At 72.5% G+C, this 10,983-nt stretch carries 13 protein-coding genes; 6 read left to right on the top strand and 7 right to left on the bottom strand.

Features of this window, described 5'->3' with window-relative positions:
- From Q1K33_RS19430 to Q1K33_RS19440, 3 genes are all read left to right on the top strand, one after another.
- Window positions 1–516: hypothetical protein (locus tag Q1K33_RS19430; protein WP_300406410.1), on the top strand; the 516-nt coding region annotated here is incomplete at its 5' end.
- 22 nt (window positions 517–538) lie between these two features.
- Window positions 539–1,174 (top strand): aminodeoxychorismate/anthranilate synthase component II, encoded by a 636-nt coding sequence (locus tag Q1K33_RS19435; RefSeq protein ID WP_300406411.1) that lies wholly within the window; start codon window positions 539–541, stop codon window positions 1,172–1,174.
- Window positions 1,174–2,493 (top strand): anthranilate synthase component I family protein, encoded by a 1,320-nt coding sequence (locus Q1K33_RS19440; RefSeq protein WP_300406412.1) that lies wholly within the window; start codon window positions 1,174–1,176, stop codon window positions 2,491–2,493. Before Q1K33_RS19435 ends, Q1K33_RS19440 begins: the two co-directional genes overlap by 1 nt.
- A 23-nt stretch (window positions 2,494–2,516) precedes the next feature.
- Here the strand turns inward: Q1K33_RS19440 and Q1K33_RS19445 are convergent, their stop codons facing one another.
- The 7 genes from Q1K33_RS19445 to Q1K33_RS19475 form a co-directional block, all read right to left on the bottom strand.
- Complete coding sequence (locus tag Q1K33_RS19445; RefSeq protein ID WP_300406413.1) at window positions 2,517–3,107, bottom strand: hypothetical protein; 591 nt, start codon at window positions 3,105–3,107, stop codon at window positions 2,517–2,519.
- The gene (locus tag Q1K33_RS19450) at window positions 3,100–4,614 is read right to left on the bottom strand and encodes a HAMP domain-containing sensor histidine kinase (protein WP_300406414.1); all 1,515 of its coding nucleotides are present in this window, start codon (window positions 4,612–4,614) and stop codon (window positions 3,100–3,102) included. The genes Q1K33_RS19445 and Q1K33_RS19450 overlap by 8 nt, the downstream gene beginning before the upstream one ends.
- Window positions 4,611–5,285, bottom strand: a complete 675-nt coding sequence (locus tag Q1K33_RS19455) for a response regulator transcription factor (RefSeq protein ID WP_300406422.1) — start codon at window positions 5,283–5,285, stop codon at window positions 4,611–4,613. Before Q1K33_RS19455 ends, Q1K33_RS19450 begins: the two co-directional genes overlap by 4 nt.
- A gap of 262 nt (window positions 5,286–5,547) precedes the next feature.
- Window positions 5,548–6,408: a fructosamine kinase family protein gene (locus Q1K33_RS19460; protein WP_300406415.1), complete on the bottom strand. Its 861-nt coding sequence runs from the start codon at window positions 6,406–6,408 to the stop codon at window positions 5,548–5,550.
- Window positions 6,405–6,959, bottom strand: a complete 555-nt coding sequence (locus Q1K33_RS19465) for a low molecular weight protein-tyrosine-phosphatase (protein WP_300406416.1) — start codon at window positions 6,957–6,959, stop codon at window positions 6,405–6,407. Before Q1K33_RS19465 ends, Q1K33_RS19460 begins: the two co-directional genes overlap by 4 nt.
- A gap of 7 nt (window positions 6,960–6,966) precedes the next feature.
- Window positions 6,967–7,359, bottom strand: coding sequence for a phage holin family protein (locus tag Q1K33_RS19470; protein ID WP_300406417.1), 393 nt, complete (start codon window positions 7,357–7,359; stop codon window positions 6,967–6,969).
- 81 nt (window positions 7,360–7,440) lie between these two features.
- A complete protein-coding gene (locus tag Q1K33_RS19475; protein WP_300406418.1) occupies window positions 7,441–8,121 on the bottom strand; it encodes a GntR family transcriptional regulator in 681 nt (226 codons plus the stop codon).
- A gap of 105 nt (window positions 8,122–8,226) precedes the next feature.
- Here Q1K33_RS19475 and Q1K33_RS19480 point away from each other — a divergent pair, with 105 nt between their 5' ends.
- Genes Q1K33_RS19480 through hisC form a run of 3 tightly spaced genes read left to right on the top strand, consistent with a single transcriptional unit; the run spans window position 8,227 to window position 10,861 of the window.
- Window positions 8,227–9,162, top strand: a complete 936-nt coding sequence (locus Q1K33_RS19480) for an arginine deiminase-related protein (RefSeq protein WP_300406419.1) — start codon at window positions 8,227–8,229, stop codon at window positions 9,160–9,162.
- Between the two features lie 51 nt (window positions 9,163–9,213).
- Window positions 9,214–9,777, top strand: a complete 564-nt coding sequence (locus Q1K33_RS19485; RefSeq protein ID WP_300406420.1) for a VanZ family protein — start codon at window positions 9,214–9,216, stop codon at window positions 9,775–9,777.
- Window positions 9,778–9,790: 13 nt separating this feature from the next.
- Window positions 9,791–10,861: a histidinol-phosphate transaminase gene (gene hisC, locus Q1K33_RS19490; RefSeq protein ID WP_300406421.1), complete on the top strand. Its 1,071-nt coding sequence runs from the start codon at window positions 9,791–9,793 to the stop codon at window positions 10,859–10,861.
- The last annotated feature ends 122 nt before the right edge of the window (window positions 10,862–10,983 follow it).

A 10,983-nucleotide genomic window follows, 5' to 3' on the forward strand; every position in this document is an offset into this window, starting at 1 on the left:
GCCGGCAAGACGACCACGGGCACGCTGCTGGCCGAGCGTGACGATCGGCTGCGGGTCTTCGACCCGGAGTGGGTCGGCTACCTGCTGGCCAACAACCTGGCCGACCACCCGGTCACCGACTTCCAGCACTACGAGTCGTGGCGGCGGCTCGTGCCGATCGTCGCCGACGAGGTCGTGCGGTTCACCGGACAGTCGCTCGTCGCCATCCAGGCGGTGCTCGACGAGGGCTACTGGGACGAGATCACCTCCGGCCTCGCCACGCTGGGGCACGAGGTCGTGCACGTGCTGGTGGAGTCCGACGAAGCGGTGATGCGGGCACGGATCGCGGCCGATCAGCTGGAGCCGACGGCGCGGCAGTGGCGGCTGGACCACCTGGCGCCGTACGCGAGGGCTCGTCCGTGGATGACGGCGCGAGCCGACCTGGTCGTCGACTCCACCCACCTCTCGCCCGAGGAGGTGGCCGACCGGGTGTGGGTGCACGTCGCCGAGCGGTGGGCGAGCGCGGCGGGTGGGTAGTGCCGGCCGCTACGGTGGCGCGATGCCCACGGACCCGGTCACCGCACGGGGTGGGCTCCCGGAGCGAGCGCCGGACGTCGTCGTGGTCGATCACCACGACTCCTACACGTGGAACCTCGTCCACCTGGTCGCCTCGGTCACGGGGGTGCTGCCGACCGTGGTCCAGCACGACGAGGTCAGGGCGTCGGACGTGCTGGACCACGAGTACGTCGTGCTCTCACCCGGCCCCGGGTCGCCCGACGTCCCCGCCGACTTCGCGGTGGGGACCGAGGTCCTGCGCGCCGGGAGTCGGCCGGTCCTGGGTGTCTGTCTCGGGATGCAGGGCCTGGTGGCGTCGTACGGCGGGCAGGTGACGCGGGTGCGCCCGGCCCACGGCGAGCTGGCCCGGATCGCCCATGACGGCCGGGGGGTCTTCGCCGGGATGCCGCAGGACTTCGCGGCGGTGCGCTACCACTCCCTCGCCGCCGTCGAGCTGCCGCCACCGCTCGAGGTGAGCGCTCGCGCCGAGGACGGCACGGTGATGGGCGTGCGGCACCGGACCCTGCCGCTGGAGGGCGTGCAGTTCCACCCCGAGTCGATCCTGTCCGAGCAGGGCGCGGCGCTGATCGCGAACTTCCTGGGGCGCTTGGTGACGAACGCTGCGCCGGGGGCCCGCTGATGGCCGATCCGGCCGACCCCACGGCGTACTTCACCTCGGTCGCAGCCCGACACTCCCGCTGCTTCTGGCTCGACGGGGGCGGCGCGCGCGCGTGGTCCGGGCGACGCTCGATCATCGGGTGGCTCGACGACGACGACGTGTCGCTGACCTACTCAGCGGCTCGGCGCGAGGTGACCCGGCACCGGGGCGGGCGCTCGGAGGTGGTCGGCGACGACATCTTCGCGGCGCTGGAGTCGGGCCTGGCCGAGAGCGGTGGGCAGTGGTTCGGCTACCTCGGCTACGCCAGTCGGCCCGACCTGCCGGCACGCCCGGACCCCGACCTGCCCGACGCGGTGTGGATGCGGGCCGGTCGAAGCCGGGTGCGGCTGTTCGAGCACGAACTCACCAGGGAGAGCCTGACGTTCTCAGGTGAAGTTTCCCCTGAGAACGTCAGGAATCCCCGGGGAACCGGGGATTCCTGCCCGCCCAGCCCGGCCTACGCCGCCGCCTTCGCCCGGGTCACCGAGGAGCTGTACGCCGGCAACACCTACGAGGCCAACCTGACCTTTCGGCTCACCGAGCACCTCACCGAGCACCCCGCCGAACCGCTCGATCCGGCCGCGCTCTACCTGCGCCTGCGCGAGCTCAACCCCGCGCCGTACGCCGGTTTCCTGCAGCACGACGTGCCGGGCGCCGCGGCCTGGCTGCTGAGCAGCAGCCCCGAGCGGTACGCCCTGATCGACGCAGAGCGGACCCTGGAGACCAAGCCGATCAAGGGCACCACGCCCCGGGGCGCCACGCCCGACGAGGACGAGCGGCACCGCTCGGAGCTGGCGACCCACCCGAAGTACCGCGCCGAGAACCTGATGATCGTCGACCTCCTGCGCAACGACCTCGCCCAGGTGTGCGAGGTCGGCTCGGTCGAGGTGCCGCACCTGATGGAGGTCGAGTCGTACGCGACGGTGCACCAGCTGGTCTCGACCGTGCGCGGGCGGCTGCGTGACGACGTGACCACGATCGACGCCCTGCGAGCCCTCTTCCCGGCAGGCTCGATGACCGGGGCCCCCAAGCTGCGCACGATGCAGGTCATCGACGAGGTCGAGGCGACGCCGCGCGGCGCCTACGCGGGAGCGTTCGGGTGGATCTCCCCCGACGGCCGAGCGGACCTGGGCGTCGTGATCCGCAGCCTGATGGCCGCCAGCCCCGACGGGCCCTACCTGCTCGGCACCGGTGGCGGGATCACGGTGCAGTCGGACCTGCAGGCGGAGTGGGACGAGGCGAGCATCAAGGCCGGGCGGTTGCTGGACGCCGTACGCGGGCCGTCGTCGGAGCACCCGTAACGGGGCTCGGCGTGGATCTCGCCTCAGCCCGTGTTGAGGCCGGACTCCTTGGCGTGCGAGGCGAGCTCGGTGAGCAGGCGGCGTACGCCGGCGACCGTCGCCTCCTTGTCGTACGGCGTGAGGTCGAGCGCGTTGACCACCTGGATCAAGCGTCCGTTGCGGACCAGGCCGGTCACGGCGAGGGCTTCGTCGTCGGTGTCGACGATGAGCCGGGCGCCGCTGGAGCCCGGGATGCGCGGTGTCGTCAGCGCGGAGGTGTCCCCGGGGTCGCCGAGCTGGTCGACGATGTCCTGCAGCGTCCCGCCGTAGAGCTGGTAGTTGATGTCCAGCACGGTCTCGCCCTCCTCGGTGGGGGTGAACGTGCACCGAGGCTCGTCCGACGTGCCGGTCTGCTGGTCGAAGGTCGCGGTGAAGAGGGTCGAGACCTCGGCAGGGTCGAGGGCGTCGCAGGGGTTCCACAGCGGCTCGGCGAGCTCGGACGGGATCGGTGCGCGCGGGGGCAGGTCCGGCTCGTCATCACCGCCGCAGCCGGTGAGGACGAGGGCGAGTCCGAGGGCTGGGGCGAGCGCCCGCGCGGGGAGCAGGCGACGCAGGCGCGGCCGGCTCCTAGGCACCTGCATGCACCCCTCCGGGCAGCCGCAGCACGAGCCGGGCGCCGCCGCCGGGGGCCTGGGTGGCCTCCACGGACCCGGAGTGCCGCTCGGCGACCTGTCGCACGATCGAGAGGCCGAGGCCCGAGCCGGGCATCGTCCGGGACTCCTCGGCGCGCCAGAAGCGGTCGAAGACCCGCGCCCGGTCGGCCGCGGCGATGCCGGGACCCTCGTCGTCGACGGTGAGGACCCCGCCGGTCAGTCGCACGGTCACGGTGCCGGCGGGCGGGCTCCACTTGGCGGCGTTGTCGAGCAGGTTGGTGATGGCGCGCTCGAGGGCGCCGGCCTCGCCGACGACGGCCCAGTGCTCGGTCTCGACGTCGAAGGTCGCGTCCACGGCGCGGCGGCGGACGCGCGCCACGGAGAGGTCGACGATCTCGGCCAGGTCGACCTCACCGACCACGGGCGCGAGGGGCTCGTCGCGAGCGAGCTCGGTGAGGTCACCGATCAGCGTCGTCAGCTCGTCGATCTGGGCCCGGATGTCGGTGAGCAGCTCGGCGCGCGCCGTCGGGTCGAGGGCCCGCTCGGCCTCGTCGGCCTGGGTGAGCAGGTCGACGTTGGTGCGCAAGGACGTCAAAGGGGTGCGCAGCTCGTGCCCGGCGTCGGTCACCAGGCGCCGTTGACGGTCGCGCGAGGCATCCAGGGCGGTGAGCATCTGGTTGAACGCCGTCGCCAGGCGCGCGATCTCGTCGTCGCCCTCGACCTGCAGGGGTGTCAGGTCCTCGGTGATCGCGATCTCCTCGACCCGGGTGGTCAGGGTGCGCACGGGCCGCAACCCGTTGCGTGCGACCGCCCAGCCGGCGATCCCGGCGCCGAGGACGCCGAGCAGCCCGAAGATCAGGCTCACGGCACCGAGACGGTTGAGGAGCTTCTCCTGCTGGGCGAGGGACTGGGCGAGGATCACCGTGGGGCCGCCGGCGTTGCCGGGCACGGCCACCATCCGGTACTCCTCGTCGTCGACCAGCACCGTGCGGATGCTCTTGCGCGCCAGGCCGTTGGCCACGTCGAACTCGGGGGCACCGACCGGCAGCGGTGGGGCTCCGGCGTACATCAGGAGCTTGTCGTCGGACAGGAACGCCACCCGGATGTCGGAGGCCCCGACGGGCAGCCCCTGCACGATGTCGGGGTTCTCCACGATGTCGGCCTGGGCCGTGCTGAGGGCCCGGTCGACCAGGGTCTCGTCGAGCTGGGACTGCAGCTGCATGCGCGCGGTCACGTAGACACCGGAGGCGAGGAAGGCCACCGAGAGCCCGACGGCGATCGTGGTCAGCAGCGTGACCCGACTGGCCAGCGAGCGCCGGTAGTGCCAGCCGCGGTCGAGGTGCGGGGCCGCGGTCGGAGCGGATCCCCGGCCACCGCTCGGGACGGGCGGCCCCGACGGTGGTCCTGGGGGTGGTCCTGGGGGCGGTCCTGGGGGCGGTGGAGGTGGAGCCGTGGCGCCGACGAGGCTGTCGTCGTCGAGCCGGCTCATGACTCCTTGAGCACGTAGCCCACGCCGCGCACCGTGTGCAGCAGGCGCGGCTCCTCGTCGGCCTCGGTCTTGCGCCGCAGGTAGCCGACGTAGACCTCGAGGGAGTTGGCGGTGGTGGGGAAGTCGTACCCCCAGACCTCCTCCAGGATGAAGGACCGGTCGAGCACCCGTCGCGGGCGGCGCAGGAACATCTCCAGCAGCGTGAACTCGGTGCGGGTCAGCTCCATCGAGCGGCTGCCGCGGGTGACCTCGCGGGTGGACGTGTTCATCGACAGGTCGCTGAAGGTCAGCGTCTCGTCCTCGAGGCTGTCCTCCGGCACGACGCGACGCAGCAATGCGCGGAGCCGGGCGAGCAGCTCCGGCAGGGCGAACGGCTTGGCGAGGTAGTCGTCGGCGCCCGCGTCGAGGCCCTCGACCCGGTCGCCGACGGCGTCGCGGGCGGTGAGCACGATGATCGGTACGTCGTTGCCGGCGCTGCGCAGGGCGCGGGTGGTCTCGAGGCCGTCGAGGCGCGGCATCATCACGTCCATCACCACGACGTCGGGAGCCAGCGACCCGATGCCGGCCAGGGCCTCGGCGCCGTCTGCCGCGAGGTGGACCTCGTAGCCGTTGAACTCCAGTGAGCGCCGCAGCGACTCGCGCACCGCCTTGTCGTCGTCGACGACGAGCACGGATTGCTTCGCGGAAGTGGGGGCGCTCGTCGCGGAGGCGCCCGGCGTGGGCGCGCCACCAGCGCCAGGGGTCAGAGCATTCACACGCCCTAATGTGCCACTTCGCCCTGAGTCGGCGCTGAGAGCCCACACCAGTGGTGCGAGGAACGAGCACGGCTGCGTGGTGGGCGAGGACTGAGCGAACCCTGTGCCCGACGGAGGAGGGCACAACGGGTGAGACGAGATCCGGGGGCGGTCCTGCGGTCTGGTGCGGCGACCGACGTCATAGATACCGCGCGGCCGTCGCGGCCGCCCGCGCGCCGTACCCGCCACCGAAGAGGCAGGCGTGGACCAGCAGCGGGAAGAGCTGGTGGAGGCCGAGGCGGTCCTCCCAGTCGTCGGCCAGCGGGCTGACCTCCTCGTAGGCCTCCATCATCCGCGGCAGGTGGGGCAGGCCGAAGAGCGCCAGCATGGCGAGGTCGACCTCGCGGTGCCCGCCGTACGCCGCCGGGTCGATGAGGGTGACCTGGCCCTCCTGTCCCCACAGGACGTTGCCGTTCCAGAGGTCGCCGTGCAGGCGGGCGGGCGACTCCTCGGGGAGCAGTCCGGAGAGGCGGCCCACCAGGGTGTCGATCGACGCGGACTCGGCCGCGGTCATCGCGCCGCGGTCGCGGGCCAGCTTGGCGTAGGGGAGCAGCCGTCGGGTCGCGTAGAACTCCGCCCACGTGGGGGCTGCGCCGTTGGGGAGCGGGAGACGGCCGATGTAGCCGTCGACCCCGCCGCCGTACGACGGAGCACCGGCGAGGTGGGTGCGCGCGAGGCGCTGACCGAGGTCGGCAGCGTCGTCGGCGCCACCGCGACCGGTCTCGACCCAGGCGATGATCAGGCAGTCGTGCTCGACGGCGAGGACGTCGGGGACCCGGACCCCGCCGCTGACCTCGCCCAGCCAGCGAAGGCCGGCGGCCTCGGTGGGGAAGAAGTCCTCGGGCGCGCCGTTGAGGGTCTTCATCAAGGCCGTCGTGCCGTTGCTGAGCCGGAGCTTGGTCGCCGTCGAGATGTCGCCGCCGGCCACGGGAGCCGTGGCGACGACGGCCGACTCGATGAGCTCCTCGGCCCGGCGCGCCAGCGTGGGCTGTCGGGTCACCGGACGTCACCGACCTCGGGAGTGCCGTCGACGCCGGCGACCGCGAGCGCCTCGGGGAGGAGGTCGACCACGGCCGCGCAGCTGCGCTCGACCATCGCCAGCACCTCCTCGAATCCGGTGGGTCCACCGTAGTACGGGTCCGGCACCTCCGCGTCCTGACCGGCGTGGGCCGACGCCGCGGCCGGGTCGGCGTCACGCAGCAGCGCCGCCCGGGGGCCTCGTCCGCCGATGTCGGCGAGGTTCTGGGTGTCCATGGCGAGCAGGAGGTCGTAGTGCTCGGACCAGTCCACGTCGTACTGCCGGGCGACGTGGCGCGTGGGGTCGTAGCCGGCTTCGCTCAGCGTCGCCGCCGAGCGTCGGTCCATCGGCTCACCGACGTGCCACGGGCCGGTGCCGCAGCTGGCCACCTCGACGCGGTCGTCGAGCCCGGCGTCGGCGACCAGGGCGGTGAGCACCACGTCGGCGACCGGCGAGCGGCAGATGTTGCCGAGGCAGACCATGCCGATGCGGTACCGGCCCGGGGTGCGAGCCGGGGGGAGGGTCAGGGGCATCGAGGCGTCACTTGTCGTCGCCGACGAAGCCGTCGACGACCCAGGTGACGATCGTGATCACGATGGCCCCGCCCACGGCGGTCCAGAAGCCGTCCACCTTGAAGCCGATGTCGAGCGCATCGGCCAGGGAGCCGGTGAGCAGCAGGAGCAGCGCGTTGATTACCAGGAGGAACAGGCCCAGCGTGAGGATGATCAGGGGGATCGACAAGATCGTCAGGATCGGCTTCACGAATGACGTGATGATGCCCAGGATTGCCGCGACGACGAGCAGCGGGACCAGGTTCTTCTCGACCTCCTCCCAACCCTGCCGGGGCCCGCCGGTGAAGCGGATGCCGTCGAAGAGCCAGGCGGCCGTGGCCACCCCGAGCGCGGTCGTCAGGAGTCGCAGGATGATGCGCATGCGAGCCAGTGTGGCAGGACGTCTCTGCCGACCTGCCGCGCACGGGCCGACGCGTCGCGCGCGGGCCGCCCGCTGACCCCGTCAGGAGACCTGGAGCGCGTTCAGGATCGCGTCGGCGGCCTCGGCGAGGTGCTCGCGCAGGAACTCGTGGGCGCCCTCGAGGTCGCCGTCCTCCATCAGGGTCACCAGGGCCGTGTGGGAGTCGGCCTGGTCGTGGGCGTTGCGTCGCAACCGGTCGACCTGGGCCAGGGCCAGCTTGAGCTCCACGACGAGCAGCTCGGCCATCGAGACGAGACGGGCGCTCTGGGTCAGCCCCACGAGGGAGACGTGGAAGGCCAGGTGCCGCTGGTTGAGCTCCTGGTAGGAGGCCCCAGCGGCCACGGAGTCGGTGTAGTCGCGCAGGCACGTGCGGACGTGGTCGCGGTCGACCTGGTCGGCCTCGGCCCAGCGCAGGACCCCAGCACCCTCGAGCACGAAGCGGGCGCGGCAGACGTCGCGCACCGAGGAGGCCTCCGGGGCTGCCACGTTGACGCCTCGGTTGGGCTGGCGGGTGGCCAGTCCCTCGGCGACGAGCATGCCCAGCGCCTCGCGCACGGTGGGTCGCGAGACGCCGAGGGACTCGGCGAGGGCGAGCTCGCGCAGCGGCGTACCGCTCTCGATCTCGCCGTCGAAGATGGCGCGGCGCAGCTCGGCGGCGGCGCGGTCGACGGTGGAGGAGTGCTCCACGTGCAGCGTCGCGAACGAGGTGGTGGCGCCCGGCATGGCCCCATCATGCCGGGTCGGCTTGCGTCGAGGGGAGTGGTTGGGCACCATGGGACGTGTCAGATTGTCTGACAAAACAATGTGAAGCCAAGGAGCACCATGCCCATGAGCACTCCACCGGCAGCACTCGCCTGGGGGCAGCACTACCTCGCCGTCGAGCCGACCGACTTCCGGATCGACTACGTGATCAACCCGTTCATGGACCCCGCGGTCCAGCCCGACCCCGCCCTGGCCCTCGCGCAGTGGCACACGATGGTCGACACCCTGCGCGGCCTGGGGGCGCGGGTCGACGTGCTCGAGCAGCGCTCCGACGCGCCGGACATGGTCTACGCGATGAACCTCGGCCTCGGCGTCGTCCAGCCCGACGGCACGCCGTACGCCGTGATGTCGCACATGCGCTACGCCCAGCGCCGGGTCGAGACCGCCAGCGCCCAGCCGTGGCTGGTCGCCCACGGCTGGTCGACGTCGTACGTCGGCCGCGACAGCATCGGCGCCCACTTCGAGGCCGGTGACGCGTTTGCGTACGGCGATGCCCTCGTCGTCGGCTACGGCCCCCGCACTGACGAGCTCGCCCTCAAGCACCTGGCCACCGACCTCGGCGTCCGGGTGCGTGGGCTGCGGATCACCCACCCGTCGATGTACCACCTGGACCTGGCCTTCTGCCCGCTCGACGAGCGCCGCGCGATGGTCTGCCCCGAGGCCCTCGACGGGCCGTCCGCCGAGGCGCTGCTGTCGATCGTGCCCGAGCCGCTCGTGCTCAGCGCGGACGAGGCGATCGGCTCGCTGTGCGCCAACTCCGTGGTCGTCGGGCGCACGATCGTGATGCCGGCCTGCCCCGACCGGGTGCGCTCGCAGCTCGAGGCGTGGGGCTTCGAGATCGTGCTCGTCGACGTCTCGGAGTTCCACAAGGCCGGCGGCTCGATCCGTTGCCTGACCAACCCCGTCGACATCACGATCGGCCGCGACCTGCCCGCGGTGCCCGGCGGGGACGTGGTGCTCCCGGCGGCCGATGCTGGCCCGGCCACCGGGTTGTGTGCCTGAACACGGTCCAGTGACCGGGATCAGGCCCACGACCCCCGTAGCCTCGGCCGCGTGTTTCCGGTTGGTGGCGTCGAGGTCATGCTCCTGGGCGCGCTCGCGTCGGGAGTCGTGCTCGCCCTGCTCGCCCGGTTGCTCGTACGACGACTCGGCTGGGTCACCGCGGTCGCGCTGGCCGGGCTCGTGTGGTCGCTCGTCGTCATCGCGCTGATCACCCTGCTGCCGGCCGACGGCGCGCCGGGGGTGGTCCTCGCCGAGGACCGGCTCGGCACCTGCTCGTGGGACATCGGCGGGCCGGCGCCGGACGGGTTCTGGATCTTCTCTGGCGGCCAGCGGCTGCTCAACGCGGTGGTCTTCGTGCCCTCGGGCGCCCTGCTCGTCGTCGCGGCCGCGCGGTGGCGCTCGGCATGGGTGACGGTCCCGGTCGGGCTCGTGCTCCTGGCGGCGTACTCCGTCGGCATCGAGCTGACCCAGCTGGAGCTCGCCCGGATCGACCGGGCCTGCGACGTCACCGACATCATCGACAACACGACCGGTGCTGCGGTCGGCGTCGGTGTGGGTCTCCTGCTGGCCGTGGCGCTGCGTCCGTGGCGGGCGCGCCGTGGCCCGACCCGGTAACTACCCTGACCTCATGGCCACACCCCAGCCGCGCGCGAACGTCGCCCAGATCCCCGCCTACGTGGCCGGCAAGCCGCCGACCGTCCTCCCGGGGCAGGCGTCGTACAAGCTCTCGAGCAACGAGAACCCCTACCCGCCGCTGCCCGGTGTGATCGAGGCCGCGAGCGCCGCGGTCGCGGCGATGAACCGCTACCCCGACATGGGCAACAGTGCGCTGTACGCCGCGCTGGCCGACCGGCTCGAGGTGCCGGTCACCGACCTCGCCGTCGCGACCGGAAGCGTCGCGCTGCTCTACCAGCTGCCGATGGCCTTCTGCGACCCCGGCGACGAGGTCGTCTACGCCTGGCGCTCCTTCGAGGCCTACCCGATCGCCGCCGCGGCGGCGGGCGCGACGTCGGTGCCGGTGCCCCTGCTGCCCGACGGGCGCCACGACCTCGAGGCGATGCTCGCCGCGATCACCGACCGCACGAAGGTCGTCACGGTCTGCACCCCCAACAACCCCACCGGGCCCTCGGTCACCCAGTCCGAGCTGGACGCCTTCATCGCCCGGGTGCCCGAGCACGTGGTCGTCGTCGTCGACGAGGCGTACGTCGAGTTCGTGCGGATGGACGATGCCGTCGACGGCCTCGCGACCTACCGAGGGCACCCCAACGTCGCGCTCTTCCGCACCTTCTCCAAGGCCTACGGGCTGGCCGGCTTCCGGGTCGGGTACGCCGTCGCGCCGGAGCCGATCGCGGCCGCGATGCGCGCGGTCTCCCTGCCGTTCGGCGTCAACGCCGTGGCCCAGGCCGCGGCGATCGCCTCGCTGGCCGCCGAGGACGACCTCCTCGAGCGGGTCGAGGCTCTCGCCGTCGAGCGCGGCCGGGTGCTGGCCGCACTCACCGAGCAGGGCTGGGACCTGCCGGAGCCGCAGGGCAACTTCGTGTGGTTCGCCCTGGGTGAGCGCACGGCGGAGTTCGCGGCCGCCACCGACGCCGTCGGGGTCACGGTGCGGCCGTTCGCGGGCGAGGGTGCGCGCGTCACGATCGGCGAGTCCGAGGCGAACGACCGGTTGATCGAGGTCGCCCGCGGGTTCGTGGCCTGAGCCCTGCTAGGCGGTTTCACCGCTGCAGCGGTTCGGGCAGGCTCCGCCCGATCGGCCGGCCGGCCGGCTAGATGACAAATTCCAAGGGGTGTCAGTGGTCGTAGGCGGTGAGTGAGCGTCGG

The sequence above is a fragment of the Nocardioides sp. genome (genome assembly GCF_029937575.1).
Lineage (GTDB): Bacteria > Actinomycetota > Actinomycetes > Propionibacteriales > Nocardioidaceae > Nocardioides.